Annotated in this window: 14 protein-coding genes; 9 read left to right on the plus strand and 5 right to left on the minus strand. The window is 71.2% G+C overall.

The annotated features are described in order from the left end of the window. The first annotated feature begins 141 nt into the window (after window positions 1-141). From mqo to ACFYWJ_RS14995, 7 genes are all read left to right on the plus strand, one after another. A complete protein-coding gene (gene mqo, locus ACFYWJ_RS14965; protein ID WP_387162772.1) occupies window positions 142-1,671 on the plus strand; it encodes a malate dehydrogenase (quinone) in 1,530 nt (509 codons plus the stop codon). Window positions 1,672-1,683: 12 nt separating this feature from the next. Further along, window positions 1,684-2,133: a GNAT family N-acetyltransferase gene (locus ACFYWJ_RS14970; protein ID WP_355280621.1), complete on the plus strand. Its 450-nt coding sequence runs from the start codon at window positions 1,684-1,686 to the stop codon at window positions 2,131-2,133. 102 nt (window positions 2,134-2,235) lie between these two features. Then, window positions 2,236-4,356 (plus strand): magnesium chelatase subunit D family protein, encoded by a 2,121-nt coding sequence (locus ACFYWJ_RS14975; protein WP_355280623.1) that lies wholly within the window; start codon window positions 2,236-2,238, stop codon window positions 4,354-4,356. 697 nt (window positions 4,357-5,053) lie between these two features. Then, complete coding sequence (cobO, locus tag ACFYWJ_RS14980; protein ID WP_355280624.1) at window positions 5,054-5,668, plus strand: cob(I)yrinic acid a,c-diamide adenosyltransferase; 615 nt, start codon at window positions 5,054-5,056, stop codon at window positions 5,666-5,668. Between the two features lie 40 nt (window positions 5,669-5,708). Continuing rightward, entirely contained in the window at window positions 5,709-7,097 is a 1,389-nt protein-coding gene (locus ACFYWJ_RS14985) for a cobyrinate a,c-diamide synthase (RefSeq protein ID WP_355280626.1), read from the plus strand. A gap of 52 nt (window positions 7,098-7,149) precedes the next feature. Continuing rightward, window positions 7,150-7,590 carry a cobalamin biosynthesis protein gene (locus ACFYWJ_RS14990; protein ID WP_355280627.1) on the plus strand — a complete coding sequence of 147 codons (441 nt, stop codon included), beginning with the start codon at window positions 7,150-7,152 and terminating at the stop codon, window positions 7,588-7,590. A gap of 221 nt (window positions 7,591-7,811) precedes the next feature. Beyond that, window positions 7,812-8,309: a hypothetical protein gene (locus ACFYWJ_RS14995; protein WP_355280629.1), complete on the plus strand. Its 498-nt coding sequence runs from the start codon at window positions 7,812-7,814 to the stop codon at window positions 8,307-8,309. A gap of 113 nt (window positions 8,310-8,422) precedes the next feature. Here the strand turns inward: ACFYWJ_RS14995 and ACFYWJ_RS15000 are convergent, their stop codons facing one another. Continuing rightward, entirely contained in the window at window positions 8,423-9,532 is a 1,110-nt protein-coding gene (locus tag ACFYWJ_RS15000; protein WP_355280631.1) for a hypothetical protein, read from the minus strand. Window positions 9,533-9,547: 15 nt separating this feature from the next. Continuing rightward, window positions 9,548-10,678 (minus strand): phosphotransferase family protein, encoded by a 1,131-nt coding sequence (locus tag ACFYWJ_RS15005; RefSeq protein WP_355280632.1) that lies wholly within the window; start codon window positions 10,676-10,678, stop codon window positions 9,548-9,550. A 191-nt stretch (window positions 10,679-10,869) separates the two neighbouring features. Between ACFYWJ_RS15005 and ACFYWJ_RS15010 the strand changes: the two genes are divergently transcribed. Further along, window positions 10,870-12,222 carry a DoxX family protein gene (locus ACFYWJ_RS15010; RefSeq protein ID WP_387162767.1) on the plus strand — a complete coding sequence of 451 codons (1,353 nt, stop codon included), beginning with the start codon at window positions 10,870-10,872 and terminating at the stop codon, window positions 12,220-12,222. Between the two features lie 2 nt (window positions 12,223-12,224). Here the strand turns inward: ACFYWJ_RS15010 and ACFYWJ_RS15015 are convergent, their stop codons facing one another. The 3 genes from ACFYWJ_RS15015 to ACFYWJ_RS15025 are packed head-to-tail and all read right to left on the minus strand — an operon-like array spanning window position 12,225 to window position 14,620. After that, window positions 12,225-13,175: a hypothetical protein gene (locus ACFYWJ_RS15015; protein WP_355280635.1), complete on the minus strand. Its 951-nt coding sequence runs from the start codon at window positions 13,173-13,175 to the stop codon at window positions 12,225-12,227. An 18-nt stretch (window positions 13,176-13,193) separates the two neighbouring features. Next, complete coding sequence (locus ACFYWJ_RS15020; RefSeq protein WP_355280636.1) at window positions 13,194-14,150, minus strand: 2-oxoglutarate and iron-dependent oxygenase domain-containing protein; 957 nt, start codon at window positions 14,148-14,150, stop codon at window positions 13,194-13,196. Further along, on the minus strand, window positions 14,147-14,620 hold the full coding sequence (locus ACFYWJ_RS15025; RefSeq protein WP_355280637.1) for a nucleoside deaminase: 474 nt from the start codon (window positions 14,618-14,620) through the stop codon (window positions 14,147-14,149). The genes ACFYWJ_RS15020 and ACFYWJ_RS15025 overlap by 4 nt, the downstream gene beginning before the upstream one ends. 125 nt (window positions 14,621-14,745) lie before the next feature. Between ACFYWJ_RS15025 and cobA the strand changes: the two genes are divergently transcribed. After that, complete coding sequence (cobA, locus tag ACFYWJ_RS15030) at window positions 14,746-16,002, plus strand: uroporphyrinogen-III C-methyltransferase (protein WP_355280638.1); 1,257 nt, start codon at window positions 14,746-14,748, stop codon at window positions 16,000-16,002. The last annotated feature ends 64 nt before the right edge of the window (window positions 16,003-16,066 follow it).

A 16,066-nucleotide genomic window follows, 5' to 3' on the forward strand; every position in this document is an offset into this window, starting at 1 on the left:
GGTGCACAATTGGCTTCAGGTGAACGACGGGTAACCTACCCCCCGGCGATTCACCGCGAGTCGCAACAACCCCAAAGCGCCCGCGCCCAAGCGAACTCACCCCGGTGGGTAGCTGAGAAGGACAAGGAAGTCGAAGTACCCGTGTCGAACGCTGCGAAGACCGAAAAGACCGATGTCGTACTCATCGGCGCAGGCATCATGAGTGCCACGCTGGGCGCGCTGCTGCGGCAGCTGCAGCCGGAGTGGAGCATCTCGGTGTTCGAGCGGCTCGACGCCGCCGCCGCGGAGAGCAGCGATCCGTGGAACAACGCGGGCACCGGTCACTCGGCGCTGTGCGAGCTCAACTACAGCCCGCAGAACGCCGACGGCTCGGTCGACATCGGCAAGGCCGTCGACATCAACGAGCGCTTCCAGGTCTCCCGGCAGTTCTGGGCCTCGGCCGTCGACACCGGCGTCCTCGACGACCCGTCCGGCTTCATCAACCCCATCCCGCACGTCAGCTTCGTGCACGGCGCCGACAACGTCGACTACCTGCGCAAGCGCTACGAGGCGCTGGCGCCGCACCCGCTGTTCCGCGGCATGGAGTACATCGACAGCCCCGACGAGTTCGCCGCGCGCCTGCCGCTGATGGCCAAGGGCCGTGACTTCACCGACCCGATCGCGCTGAACTGGACCGACGGCGGCACCGATATCGACTTCGGCGCGCTCACCAAGCAGCTGCTTGCGTACATCGGCAAGTCCGGCGGCGAGATCGCCTTCGGCACCGAGGTCCGCAACCTCGACAAGCAGTCCGACGGCAGCTGGAACGTCACCGTCCGCAACCTGCGCACCTTCCAGAGCCGGGTCGTCAACGCGAAGTTCGTCTTCGTCGGCGCCGGTGGTGGCGCGCTGCCGCTGCTGCAGAAGTCGGGCATCAAGGAGGCCAAGGGCTTCGGTGGCTTCCCGATCAGCGGCCAGTTCCTGCGCTCGACCAACCCCGAGCTGATCGCGGCGCACGAGGCCAAGGTCTACGGCAAGGCCGCCGTCGGCGCGCCGCCGATGTCGGTGCCGCACCTGGACACCCGCGTCATCAACGGCCGCAAGGGCCTGCTGTTCGGCCCCTACGCCGGCTGGACCCCCAAGTTCCTCAAGGACGGCTCCAACGCCGACCTGTTCAAGTCGATCAAGCCGAACAACATCGGTTCGCTCGTCGGCGTCGGCCTCACCGAGATGGGCCTGACCAAGTACCTGATCAGCGAGCTGCTCAAGTCGCAGGCGGGCAAGGTCGGCGTGCTCGAGGAGTTCCTGCCGCGGGCCGAGGGCCGCGACTGGGAGCTGATCACCGCCGGTCAGCGCGTGCAGGTCATCCGGAAGAAGGGCGCGGGCGGTGTGCTCGAGTTCGGCACCGCGGTCATCTCCGCCGAGGACGGCACCATCGCCGGCCTGCTCGGCGCCTCGCCGGGCGCCTCGACCTGCGTCACCGCGATGCTCGACGTCATGCAACGCTGCTTCCCGCGCGAGTACGCCGACTGGACCCCGCAGCTGAAGCGGATGATCCCGTCGCTGGGCCAGAAGCTGTCGGAGAACCAGGCCCTGTTCCAGGAAGTCTGGGACTGGACCAACAAGTCGCTGAAGCTCGACGCGAAGAACACGCCCGCGCAGCCGGAGGCCCCGACCTACGCGCAGGTGTGATAGCAAGACGCGATGATGTCAACGGTCGCATTGAGAAGGGCATGGGCGGCGGATCTGGACACCGCCACCCTGTACCAGCTGTTGAGACTTCGCGTCGACGTGTTCGTCGTCGAGCAGGCCTGCGCCTATCCCGAACTGGACGGGCGTGACCTGCTGCCGGAGACCCGGCACCTGTGGCTCGACGACGAGGGCGAGGTCATCGCCACGCTGCGGCTGCTCGAGGAGCACGAGGACGGGGTGACCAGCTTCCGGCTCGGCCGGCTGTGCACGGCCGTGCCCGCGCGTGGGCACGGCTACACCACCCGGCTGCTCCAGGCGGCACTCGCCGAGACCGGTTCGGCCACGGTCCGCCTGAACGCGCAGTCGTACCTGGTCGACATGTACGCCAAGTACGGCTTCGTCACCGACGGCGCGGAGTTCCTCGACGACGGTATCCCGCACGTCCCGATGCGCCGGGGCTGAACACCCCCCGAGAGGTCCCCGGCACGGTGCCGGGGACCTCTCGGCGTTTCGCCGCCGACGCCCCGCGTCCGGAGATGATCATGGCGCGAATACAGTGGGGGTGTGCCTGGTTTTGCTGATGTCGCCGCTGGTCCGCACACCGCCGCTCGCTCGGCGGGTGAGGCGGGCTTCCCGTTCTCGGCGGTCGTCGGCCAGGAGCGCCTGCAGCTGGCGTTGATCCTGTCGGCGGTGCACCCCGGGATCGGCGGCGTGCTGGTGCGCGGCGAGAAGGGCACCGCGAAGTCGACGGTGGTGCGCGCGCTGGCCCAGTTGCTGCCGCCGGTCGTCGACGAGAGCGGCGCCCGGCCCGCCCGGCTGGTCGAACTGCCGGTCGGCGCCACCGAGGACCGCGTCGTCGGGTCGATCGACCTCGAGCGCGTGCTGCGCGACGGCGAGCAGGCGTTCCGGCCCGGTCTGCTGGCCGCGGCCCACCACGGCGTGCTCTACGTCGACGAGGTGAACCTGCTGCACGACCACCTGGTCGACGTGCTGCTCGACGCGGCGGCCATGGGCCGGGTCCATGTCGAGCGCGACGGCGTCTCGCATTCGCATCCGGCGCGTTTCGTGCTCGTCGGCACCATGAACCCCGAAGAGGGCGAGCTGCGACCCCAGCTGCTGGACCGGTTCGGTCTGACCGTCGACGTGGCCGCCTCCCGCGAGGTGGACACCCGCATGGCGGTGGTGCGCAGGCGCCTGGACTACGAGGCCGACCCCGCCGGCTTCGCCGCGCGCTACGCCGACGCCGACGCCGTTGTCGCCGAACGGATTCTGACCGCGCGCGACCGGCTGCCCGGCGTGGCGCTCGACAACGCCGAACTGCGGCGGATCGCGGCGCTGTGCGCGGCCTTCGACGTCGACGGGATGCGCGCCGATCTGGTCGTCGCCAGGACCGCCACCGCGCACGCCGCCTGGCGGGGCCGCGACCGGGTCACCGAGGACGACGTGCGGATCGCGGCCGAACTGGCCCTGCCGCACCGGCGCAGGCGCGATCCGTTCGACGAGCCGGGGATCAGCGAGGAGCAGTTGGACGAGGCGATGCGATCGGCCGCCGACGAGGTCGACAAGGCTTCCGCCACCGAGGAACTCGACGCGGATCAGCCCGGCCCCGACCAGCCGGGCGACGATGGCTCCGTTGGGTCGGAGCGGCGCGACGATACGTCCGGTGACGCCGGACCACGCCCGGTCGACGACCGTGGCCCCGACAATGCGGGCCCGCACGGACCCGAGGACCAAGGCCCGGTCGACCCGGGGCCCGACAACGGCGGACCGGACGATGGCGGACCGGACGATGGCGGTCCGGACGGCGGCGGTCCCGACGGTGGCGGCCCCAAGGGCGGCGGAGCCAGGCCCGCGGCCGAGGGTGTCTCGGGCACACCGGGTTCGGTCGCCAAGGCCGCACCGCGCTGGGAGGTCCCCGGTATCGGGGAAGGCGCGCCGGGCCGACGGTCCCGCGCCCAGACCCGCACCGGTCGCATGGTGCGCCCCAGCACCGACACCTCGACCGGGCTGCACCTGCTCGGCACCGTCTTCGCCGCCGCCCCAAGGCAATTCGAGCGCGGCCGGTTCAGCGGCCCGCTGGCCCTGGCCACCGAGGACCTGCGTGGCGCGTATCGCGAAGGGCGCGAAGGGAATCTGGTGGTGTTCGTCGTCGACGCCTCCGGGTCGATGGCCGCGCGCGACCGGCTCACCGCCGTCACCGGCGCCATCGTCACGCTGCTGCGCGACGCCTACCAGCGCCGCGACAAGGTGGCCGTGATCAGTGTGCGCGGCAGCGAGGCCGAGCTGGTGCTGCCGCCGACCTCGTCGGTCGACATCGCCGTGCGCCGCCTGGCCGGCCTGCGCACCGGCGGCAAGACCCCGCTCGCGGCGGGCCTGATGAAGGCACGCGAGGTGATCGCCCGCGAACACGTCCGTGACCCGCGCCGCCGCCCGATGCTGGTGCTGCTCACCGACGGCCGCGCCACCGGCGGCGTCGACCCGCTGCCCCGCGCCCGCACGGCCGCCCGCCTGCTGGCAGGGGAGGGCCACACCGCCATGGTCATCGACTGCGAACGCGGCATGATCCGCCTCGGCCTGGCCGCCGAACTGGCCCGCGACCTGCGCGCCCGCTACCTGCGCCTGGACGAACTGACCGGCGACACTGTCGCGGATGTCGTCCGGTCCACCGGCTCCTGCGCGGCCTGACCCGGCCGACATCGCCCCATGTCCCGCGGCCCGGGCCGTCGGAGCTCGCGTGACCTGACCTGGCCGACATCGCCCACGTGCTGCGGCGCGGCTCCTCGGCGCTCGCGCGCCTGACCCGGCCGACGCCGCCCATGTGCCGCGGCCCGGGCCGTCGGCGCTCGCGCGGCCTGGCCCGGCCGATAACGCCCGGTAGCCGGGCCATTGATGCAGCAGCGTCGTGCCGAGCGTGCGGCGGCGATGTCGGCCTGACGCGGCCGACATCGCCCACGTGCCGTGGCCCGGGCCACCGGTGCTCGCGCGGCCTGACTCGGCCGACATCGCCCACGCGCGGCGTCCCGGGCCACCGGTGCTCGCGCGGCCTGACTCGGCCGACATCGCCCACGCGCGGCGGCCCGGGCCACCGGTGCTCGCGCGGCCTGACTCGGCCGACATCGCCCATGTGCCGCGGCCCGGGCCACCAGCGCTCGCGTGACCTGACCCGGCCGATGCCGCCCGGTGGCCGGGTCATCGACGCGGCGGCCTCGTGCCCAGCGTGCGGTGGCGATGTTCCGGACAACAGTGCGTGTGTCGGGTGGCCGTTGACGCCCTGATAGAAATGGGGATCGACAGTCGCGCGACCGGTGCGCCGTCGTCCATCGACAGTGCGGTCCACCCGGGCCGCGAACCGGCGCGTCGGTGCCGAGAAGGAGGAGTCTTCGTGCCCAAGGGTGTTCCGGAGGTCGTGCCGGAGGACGGCCTGACGACGCGGCAGCGGCGCAACCAGCCGGTGCTGGCCGTGCATACGGGCCCGGGCAAGGGTAAGTCCACCGCCGCGTTCGGGATGGCGTTGCGGGCCTGGAACCAGGGCTTCGACGTGGCCGTGTTCCAGTTCGTGAAGAGCGCGAAGTGGAAGGTGGGCGAGGAGGCCGCGTTCCGCACGCTCGGCGAGCTGCACGAGCAGACCGGCGCCGGTGGCGCGGTCGAGTGGCACAAGATGGGCGAGGGCTGGTCCTGGACCCGCAAGCACGGCACCGAGGAGGATCACGCGGCCGCCGCGCTGTCGGGCTGGCAGGAGATCGCGCGCCGGCTCGCCGCCGAGCAGCACCGCTTCTACGTGCTCGACGAGTTCACCTACCCGCTCAAGTGGGGCTGGGTCGATGTCGACGAAGTCGTCGAGACGCTGACCAACCGCCCCGGCAACCAGCACGTCGTGATCACCGGCCGCGACGCACCGCAGGCGCTCATCGACGCCGCCGACCTGGTCACCGAGATGACCAAGGTGAAGCATCCGATGGACGCGGGCCGCAAGGGCCAGCGCGGCATCGAATGGTGACCGTCACCGTGACGGCGACAGCCGCGCCCCGGGGTCGACGATGACCGCCCCCGCGGTCGTGATCGCCGCCCCGGCGTCGGGCAGCGGGAAGACGACGCTGGCCACCGGGCTCATCGGCGCGCTGCGCCGGGCCGGTCATCGGGTGGCGCCGTTCAAGGTCGGCCCCGACTACATCGACCCCGGCTATCACGGGCTCGCGGCCGGGCGACCCGGCCGCAATCTGGATCCCGTTCTGGTGGGCGAGGATCGGGTGGTCCCGCTCTACCGGCACGGCGCGCGCGACTGCGATATCGCCGTCGTCGAGGGCGTGATGGGCCTGTTCGACGGGCGGATCGACGAGAACCGGACCGAGGCGGTCGCCGAGGGGTCGACGGCGCAGATCGCGAGCCTGCTCGGTGCTCCGGTGGTGCTGGTCGTCGACGCGCGCGGGCACTCGCAGAGCCTGGCCGCGCTGCTGCACGGCTTCGCCACCTTCGACTCCTCGGTGCGCCTCGGCGGGGTGATCCTCAACCGCGTCGGCAGCGAACGGCACGAGCAGGTCCTGCGCGCGGCGTGTGATCGCGTCGGCATCCCGGTCCTCGGTGCCCTGCCCCGCATGGCCGAATTGGAAGTGCCCTCACGGCATCTGGGTCTCATTCCCGCCGTCGAGCACGGCACCGCCGCCACCACCGCGGTCGACGCGATGACCGAACTCGTCGCGGCCCACATCGATCTGAAGGCGATCGTCGACCTCGCCGGTGGATCGGCCCAGGGGCCCGCGTGGGACCCCGCGTCGGAACTGGCCGCGGCCGAACACGCTCCCACCGAAGCACGGACAGGCAGTGGTCCACTGATCGCGATGGCGGGCGGACCCGCGTTCACGTTCGGATATGCCGAGCACCGCGAGCTGCTGATCGCCGCGGGCGCCCAGGTGGTCGTCTTCGATCCGATGACCGACGAACTGCCTTCCGATACAGCGGGATTGGTGCTGCCCGGTGGTTTTCCCGAGGAGCACGCCGGCGCGCTGTCGGCCAACGAGAAGCTGCGCACCGCCATCGCCGACGGCGCCACCCGCGACCTCCCGATCCACGCCGAATGCGCGGGCCTGCTCTACCTCACCCGCTCCCTCGACGGCCACCCGATGGCGGGCGTCCTCGACGCCGACGCCGAGTTCGGCCCCCGCCTGACCCTCGGCTACCGCGACGCCGTCGCCCTGCACGACTCCGCCCTCTGGCGCGCGGGCACCCGCGTCCGCGGCCACGAATTCCACCGCACCCGCCTCACCCGGGTCGGCCCCGAGAACGCCGCCTGGGGCTGGCGCACCACCTCCTCGATCACCGAGGGCGCGGTGATCCGCCAGGTCCACGCCTCCTACCTGCACACCCACCCCGCCGGAAACCCCGACGCCATCACCCGATTCGTCACCGCCGCCCGCCGCTTCGATCGATGACGGCGAAGCGGCGGACCACGGCGGCTCCGGTGAAAGCCGAAGAGACGCGCCGATGACATCGCCGCCCGCGGGCCCGCCGCCGAGCGGCGACGAGCCGGTACCCGACACGACGGTCGAGCGGACCGCGGTGGTCGTCGGTATCGGCGTCCGGCCGGGCGCCGACGCGGAGAAGATCACCCGCGCGGTCGAATCCGTCGTCGGCGACACCGCCACCGTGACGTGCCTCGCCACGATCGACCGTCGTGCGCCCGATCCCGGTGTCCGCGCGGCCGCGGCGGCGCTCGGCGTGCCCGTGGTCGCGTTCAGCGCGGCACAGCTGGCCGAGGTCGGCACACCGCATCGATCCCCACGGACCGCGCGGGCCGTCGGCACGCCCTCGGTCGCGGAGGCGGCGGCGCTGCTCGCGGGCCGTGGTGAATTATTGTGCGGCCGAACCATTGTCGACGGGGTCGTCATCGCTGTCGCGACGATCGGTGCGAGCGCCCCTAACTGATCCGCTGGGCGAGGTCCCTCTGTCCCAGGTGTTGTTGGACGAGGCATCACATCGGCGGTGCAGTTCTGCCTGACCCGGTTTCGGTCGAATTCGATGTGAACGGACTGAGTTCGGTCACGACCTGCCCATGCGATGCTGCCGACCTGTTCCAGGGCGCAGCTTCGTCGGTGGCGGATTCAGTGTTCTGAGTGGCGCCTACAGTGGAGCGTACTGTCCGCGGTGTGGGGTTCGAGGGGGAGCTATGGGCATTTCTGCGCAATCGATGTCAACTCGGCGGATTCATGCCTTCTGACACCGAGATCGCATGGTTGGCCGGTCTGCTCGAGGGCGAAGGCTCGTTTGCGATGATCAGAAGCTGTGTCGGAGGGAAGGTGTATCGCTACCCGAAGATCGTGGTGAATATGACGGATCGTGACGTGATCGAGCGGGTGGCCGACTTGTTCGGCGGCTCGGTGTACGACATTCCTCGCTACATCGAGGGCAGGAAGCTGCAATACCGGGCTCAAATCACCGGTTCGGGGGCTGCCCAGTGGATGAACGATCTATATCCGTGGCTGGGTGACCGACGCCGCGAGAGGATCGATGCGGTCTTGGCCGAATACCGAGCGCAGGAACCGACAGCAGTACGGCGGCGTCGTGCATGCGCGGAGGCTGCCACTCAACGTCGGCGCAGCGAATCCAACGGGCAGTTCCTGACAGAGAATTCGGCCGACGACTGATCGCTGCCGGGGCAGTATCATCTCGGACTTCGCCATGGCCGCTGAGAAATCGGAGCCGCCGCGACCTCGTTGTCGCGGCGGCGCCTTTCCTCTCGCTGGACCGATCCGGCGCGTCAGGGCGCGACGGCGGACCAATCCGCGAAACCGGTGGGGTCGTGGCGGCCCATCGAGGCGTGCTCGAACAGGCCCCAGCCCTCGGCGTCGCCGCAGCGGGCGTAGCCGATGTGGTCGATCACGCCGTAGGGGGTGCGGGCGATGATCGCGGGGTCGGTGAGGTCGTAGGCGCTCGACAGCGACCAGTCCCGGCCCATCCAGCGGCCGTGGGTCCAGTCGGGGTCGGGCCCGTAGCCGCAGCCGACGTGCAGGGCGATACCGGGACGCGACTCGATCTCGACCTCGAGCGGCTTGCCGTCGGGGGTGGTCATGTCCAGGCGCACCGACTTCGGATGCCGGGTGCCGGACTCGTAGGTCCAGGTCATCCGCGGCCAGCCCAGCTGTTCCTTGCGGCCGTCGTGCCAGATCCGGACCGCGTTGTTGAGGGTGCGGGTGCCGTCGGGGTCTTCCTGCACGATCACCACGATGGCGAACTCGTCGAAGCGCAGCGGCGCGTACAGCCACCAGAAACCACCGGCGCCCTCGGACGCGGCCCGCCCGGGCGGCTCCGGCTCACCCGAGGGGCGGATGCCCCAGGAGCGGTCGCGGCTGCCGGTCCACGCCGCCGGGTCGACGGTGATGTCACGCCCGTCGACGGCGAGCGTGCCCTCCCACGAACCCAGCTGGGCGAACCGGGACGCCTCGATGATCGGCCGGGTGCCGGACAGGATCAGGTGCGGCTGCTCCTGCACCGCCGGGTGCGCACCGGTCCAGGTGAGGTCGAAGCCGAGGTCCTCGTGCTCGCACACCACCCGCAGCTTCTGCAGCGGCTCGAGCACCTCGATCCGGTAGCCGCCCACCGCGGTGGTGAGATCACGCGAGGTCAGCGCGTCGGAGAACCGCACGCTGCGCTGGGTGTCGCCGTGGCGCACCGTCGCGAACGCGTCCACCACGCCCAGGTTCGGGTAGACGCCGAACCCGGTGATCAGCATGGCGTCGCCGGCGGGGTCGAAGGCGTTGAAGTAGTAGCGGTCGTAGAAGTTGCGGTCGCTGGTGGCCACCCTGGCCAGCGACAGCGGGGTCTGGTGGACCGGGTATTCGTCCAGGGGGACGGGCATGATCGCGTTCATCGTCGTTGTCTCCTGTCAGTCCCACTCATAGGTGCCGTCGAGCAGTGCTTCGAGGCTGAGCCGGTGCATCACGTAGTCGTCGAGTTCGGCGGGCACGGTGTCCTCACCGAAGTGGATCATCCGCCGCTTGATCCTGGCCATCACGATCGCGTGCCGCAGCGCCGCGTAGACGATGTAGAAGTCGAGATCCTGGACCGTATGCCCGGTCAGCTCTTCGTATTTCGCGACCACCGCGTCCTTGCGCAGGAAATCGGGCAGGCCGGGCTGATCGAAGCGGGTGGCGATGTCCTGGAAGAACCGGTGGATGAAGATCACCCAGCCCAGGTCGAGCTCACGCGGGCCGAAGGTGGCCATCTCCCAGTCCAGCACCGCGGCCGGGGCGAACCCGTCGAAGAGGATGTTGCCGGGGCGGGCGTCGCCCCAGTTCAGCACCTCGGGGCCGGTCTCGGCGGGCCAGTGGGCCTCGAGCCAGTCGAAGGTCCGCTCGATCAGCGGGATCTCGACGCCGTCGTCGGTCAGCGCCCACCGGTACCAGGCGCGCTGGGCCTCGAAGTGCCTGCGCAGCCCGGACCCCTCGCCGTCGAGCAGCGGGAAGCGTGCGGCGATGTCGTCGATGGCGTGGACGCGGGCGATCACGTCGACGGTGGCGTCCGCGATCAGCTCGCGTTCGGCCACGGTCGCGTCGAAGAGCCAGCCGAAGAAGACGTACGGCGGATTGTCCGAGGGCGCGCGGCCGTCGACCTTCTCCATCACCAGGAACGGCGAGCCGAAGACGGATTCGTCGCGTTCGAGCCAGCGCAGCGTGGGCACCGCGACGTCCGAGCCGTCGGCCACCCCGGCCATCACCTGGTACTGCAGCGGCAGGTCGTAGGACTCGAAGACCGGGAACGAGCCGTCCTCGGGGGCCATCCGGAGCACGAACGCCCCGCCGTCGGTATCGCCGGCGACGGTCCACTCGGCGTCGAACAGGATGGTGGTGCTCGACATGCCACCGGTCGACGGCTTGCTCAGATTGCCGACCTTCGGCGGTGCGTCGGCGCCGACCTTGCCGGCCAGCCACTGCGACAACTGCTCGGCGAGTTCGTCGAGATCGCGCTCGCTGACCGTGAGCGACTGTTGCGCGGTGAGGTCCGGATCGTCGGACATATGTGAGTACCCCTGTCGGCGAGATGGAACACGTTTCGATACCGGCGTACCGGACGGCCGACGGGAATGTAAGCCGTCAGTCGGTCAGTGAGATTCAGGGTTGACACGGCAAAGATGGGGGTTTTCCCGGACGCGTCCGCTCGCCGAACCGATTAGCTTCGGTAGCAATCGAACTCGACGAGGAGGCCAAGGTGACCGCCGTGACCACGGAGCTCGCACCCGCAGAGATCGCGAGCCCGCCGCCGGCGCCGACCTGGCATCCGGTGACGCGGCTCGCCTTCCGGTTCACGGTCGCCTACCTCGGGCTGTTCTGTCTGTGGATGGCGCAGATCAGTTTCGTCTTCCTCGGGGTGTTCGCGCTACACCTGCCCGAGGACGCCATCGCCTGGCAGATGCTCTCGCTGGCCCCGGTGAGCCGCTGGATCGGCGAGCACGTGTTCGGGGTGCAGGCGGAGCTGGTCATGAACGGCAGCGGTGACCAGGCCGCGATCTGGATCCAGTGCGGGCTGGTCCTGGTGGCCGCGCTGCTGGTCACCGCGATCTGGTCGGTGCTCGACCGGCGCAGGCGGGCCTACCCGCGGGCGGCGAGCTGGTTCCTCACGCTGCTGCGGCTGTGTGTCGGCGGGCAGCTGCTGTTCTACGGTTTCGCCAAGCTCATCCCGACCCAGATGCCCGAGCCCGCGCTCACCACCCTGCTCACCCGGGTCGGTGACCTGAGCCCGATGTCGATGCTGTGGACCCAGGTGGGTTCGTCCCCGGTCTACGAGATGTCGCTGGGCGCGGCCGAGGTGCTCGCCGGGCTGCTGCTGTTCTGGCCGCGCACCGCCACCCTGGGCGCGATGCTCGGCGTGATCAGCATGGCGCAGGTGTTCCTGCTGAACCTGACCTTCGACGTGCCGGTGAAGATGCTGTCCGGGCATCTGCTGCTGATGAGCCTGGTGCTGCTCGCGCCCCAGGCCCGGCGCCTGGCGAATGTGCTGGTGCTGGAACGGGATTCGGGACCGCTCGTGCAGCCGCCGCTGTTCGGCTCGGCGCGGGCGAACCGGTGGGCCACGGTCGTGCAGGTCGTGGCGGGGCTGTGGGTGGTGCTCGGCTGTGTGTACCTCGGCGGGCGGTCCTGGGACGAATACGGCGGTGGCGCACCGAAACCCGAGCTGTACGGCATCTGGGACGTCACCGAGTTCACCGCCGAGGCGACCCCGGTGCCGCCGCTGACCACCGACCCGGTGCGCTGGCAGCGCTTGATCATCGACGCCGGGTCGGCGGGCTACCAGCGAATGGACGACTCGATCGTGCCGGTGGCAGCCGCTTTCGACACCGAAGCGCGCACGATGACCCTCACCGCCGCGCCGTCGGCGCCGGGCGAGGCCCCGGCGGCCGTCACCACCTTCGCGGTCGACCGGCCCGCCGGCGACCGCCTGACGCTGCGCGGTGAGCTCGACGGCAAGCCGGTGACGGTCACCCTCACCCGCCTGGATCTCGACAGCTTCCCGCTGCGCGGCACGGACTTCCGCTGGGTGCAGAACAATCCGTACACCGGCTGAGCTCAGCCGGTGATCGTGCCGCTCTGATTGCGCCAGTGCGGCGACGGGGCGAACAACGCGCCGGAGCCGGTGACGAAGGCCGCCGCGGCCCTGGCATCACCGCGCAATCGGGCGGCCAGCCAGGCCGTCGGGTAGCCGAGGAAGCCGTACACGCCGGTGCCACAGGCGAGCTGGCCGTCCGCGCAGGCCGGAGCGCCCTGGACGTCGTTGTGGTCGGCGCCCTCGAGCGTCGCCCACACCTTCGGCACGGTGAGCGCGTCGTAGTAGGCGCGATGGGACTGGACGCCGACGACCTCGACCGGGAGCGGCTGCTCCGACGGCGAGATCAGGGTGTCGGCCGAGCCGTTGATCAGGAACACCGAGCCGGTCTCGATCGCGGCCGGATCGGTGCAGCTGAGGGCATCCGAGCACAGGCCGGTGCGCGGCAGTTCGACGGTGATCGCGGTGCGGATCGCCCCGCCGGAGCGCCGCATCGCGTTCAGCGCGCCGGAAGCGCCCTGCGAATGACCGACCACGCCCACCGCCGTGGTGTCCAGACGCCCGGCGAAAACGCTAGCGGGATCGGCGGATTCGGCGATCAGCCGGTCGAGCGAGGCGAGGATGTCGATGCCGGAACCGGTGTACTGGTTCTGCGTCGCGATCACCACGAAGCCCCACGACGCGAAGTGCCGCAGCAGGTGGCGGTACTGGGTGGGCACCGCCTGGGTGCCGTCACCGAACAGCACGATCGGATGGCCGGTGCCGAGCTCGCTCGGGTACCACAGGTCGAACGCGGCACCGGTGGTGTCGCAACACAGTTCGCCGATCCGCTCGGTCACGGCGAACGGGCCCGGCGCGGCGTAGTGCGCCTCGACACCGGCCGCCGCCTCGTAGGGCGGCGCGGCGACGGCGGGGCCATGTCCGGCCAGCAGCAGGGCGGCGACGACCAGGACGAGGCGGGACCAGGCGGGCATGGCTCGCGAGTGTACGGGTCAGCCGAGGGTGATGGCGTCCAGGCGCACGCGCAGGAAGTCGGCCGAGACCACCGGCGGTCCCGGCCGCACCCGGCCGATCGGCGGTGCGAGCGGGGTCACCACGGCATCGTGGTCGAGTTCGTAGAAGAAGATGAGCGAGACCAGGTCTTCCTCCGGCGCGGCGGCCTGCGGGGGGAGTACCCGGTGCCTGCCCGAGGGCCAGCGCTCGCCGCTCCAATACGCCAGCAGGTCACCGATGTTCACGGTCAGCGCGGCCGGATCGAAGGGGGCGTCGGCCCAGCCGTCGGCCTCGGTGTAGATCTGCAAGCCGCCGGCGCCCGGCTCGCGGTCGAGCACGGTGACGGTGCCGAAATCGGTGTGCGGGCCGATCCGGAACTGGCCGGGTTGCGGGGTGCCGACGCTGGTCAGCGGGGGATAGTGGTTGATATTGCAGGTCCAGGTGGGGCGGGTGGCCAGCGTGGCGAACGGGTTGTCCGGGAGTGCGAGCGCGGCGGCGAACAGGGCGAGCAGCTCGTCGGAAAGCGCGTGCACGGCGGCCGTGTACTCGGTCAGCAGGGCCCGCAACTCCGTGACCTCGGCGGGCCAGACATTGGGCAGGAACCACACCCGGTCCACCGCCGGGTCACCGGTGGCGGTGTCGGCGCCGACCGCGAAGGTCTCCTTGAGGTCGGGTGGGGTCTCGGTGCCCTCGGCGTAGCCGTTGGCCTCGCGGCCGGGCCCGATCCAGCCGCGACCGCCGACGGTCACCGCGTACCGGTTCTTGACCTCCTCGGGCAGCGCGAAGAAGCGGCGCGCGGCGGCGCGGACCGCGGCGGGCAGCGCCGGGTCGATGCCGTGGCCGTGCACCAGCAGGAAGCCGGCCCGGCGCAGGCCCGCGTCGACCTCGCGTTCCACCGCGGTGGCCGCGGCGCCGCCGGAGCGCCAGCGGGCCAGGTCGACCGAGGCGATGCTCATGCCGGGGTCTCCTTCGCCGGCGCGTCGGTGACGCCGATGTCCTCGAACCACAGGTCGGGGCGATCGGCGATGAAGTCGGTCATCAGGGACACGCAGCGCGGGTCGTCGAGGACCAGCACCCGCACGCCGTGCTCGGCGAGCCAGTCGTGGCCGCCGTGGAAGGTGCGCGCCTCGCCGATGATCACGGTGCCGATGCCGAACTGACGGACCAGGCCGCTGCAGTACCAGCACGGCGACAGGGTGGTCACCATGATCGTGGACCGGTAGTCACGACGGCGCCCCGCGGCGCGGAAGGCGTCGGTCTCGGCGTGCACGCTCGGGTCGTCGTTCTGCACGCGGCGATTGCGGCCACGCCCGAGCAGGGTGCCGTCGGCGTCGAACAGGGCGGCGCCGATCGGGACACCGCCCTCGGCCAGGCCGCGCAGGGCTTCGTCGTAGGCCACGTCGAGAAGTGCGTCCGGCTGGGTCATGGACTCCACTGTCGCGCGCGGAGGACCGGACGGCAACGCGGGCGCGCCGACCGCGGCGCACGGCGAAGGCCGGTGTCGGCGGGCCCGTTCGGCGCGCGGCGAGCCAGGAACTAGGCTGAGCCACTGTGCCGAACACGTCTGACACCGCATCGACCCCGCCCGCAGGCGACCCGAACTACCTGGTCGGGCTCGATCTGCGTGGACGCAGAGTAGTCGTGGTCGGCGGCGGCACCGTCGCCCAGCGCAGGCTCGGCCTGCTGGTGGCCGCGGGCGCCGACGTCCACGTGGTCAGCAAGGCGGTCACCCCGGCCGTCGAGGGCATGGCGACCGCCGGTCAGCTCACCGTCGAACTGCGCGCCTACGCCGACGGCGATCTCGACGACGCCTGGTACGCGATGGCCTGCACCGACGAACCCGAGACCAACGCCGCCGTGGTCGCCGAGGCGACCGCGAAGCGGATCTTCTGCGTGCGCGCCGACATCGCCCGCGACGGCACCGCCGTCACCCCCGCCACCGCCCGCTACGACGGACTGACCCTCGGCGTGCTGGCCGGGGGCGCGCACCGGCGCTCGGCCGCCGTGCGCAACGGGCTGCTCGAGGCGCTGCAATCGGGTGTGGTGACCGATGATTCGGAGCCGGTGACCCCGGGCGTCGCCCTGGTCGGCGGCGGACCGGGCGACCCGGACCTGATCACCGTGCGCGGCCGCAGGCTGCTGGCCCGCGCCGACCTGGTCGTCGCCGACCGGCTCGCGCCGCCGGAGCTGCTGGCCGAGCTGGGCCCGCACGTCGAGGTGATCGACGCGGCCAAGATCCCGTACGGCCGGTCGATGGCGCAGGAGGCGATCAACCTCGCGCTGGTCGAGGGCGCCAAGGCGGGCAAGTTCGTGGTCCGGCTCAAGGGCGGCGACCCGTACGTGTTCGGCCGCGGGTACGAGGAGCTCGAGGCCTGCACCGAGGCGGGCATTCCGGTGACGGTGGTGCCCGGTGTCACCAGCCCCATCTCGGTGCCCGGCGCCGCGGGCATCCCGGTGACCCATCGCGGCGTGACGCACGAGTTCGTCGTGGTCAGCGGGCACGTCGCCCCCGATCATCCCGATTCGCTGGTCGACTGGGCGGCGCTGGCCAAGCTGCGCGGCACCCTGGTGCTGATGATGGCGGTGGAGCGGATCGACAAGTTCGCCGACGCGCTGCTCGCCGGCGGCCGTGCCGCCGAGACGCCGGCCGCGGTCATCCAGGAGGGCACCCTGCGTACCCAGCGGGTGGTCCGGGCCGATCTGGGCACGGTCGCGGAGAAGGTCAAATCCGAGGGCATCCGGCCGCCGGCGATCATCGTCATCGGCCCGACGGCGGGCTTCGACGCCGCCACCGGTGCGCGCGCCTGAGGGCCCGTCGGCGCACCGAACCCTCCGGGCCGGGTAGCGGCCTCGTTTACAGTGTTCGACTGTG

Origin of the sequence: Nocardia sp. NPDC003269 (assembly GCF_042888005.1) — a bacterium.
Classification (GTDB): domain Bacteria; phylum Actinomycetota; class Actinomycetes; order Mycobacteriales; family Mycobacteriaceae; genus Nocardia.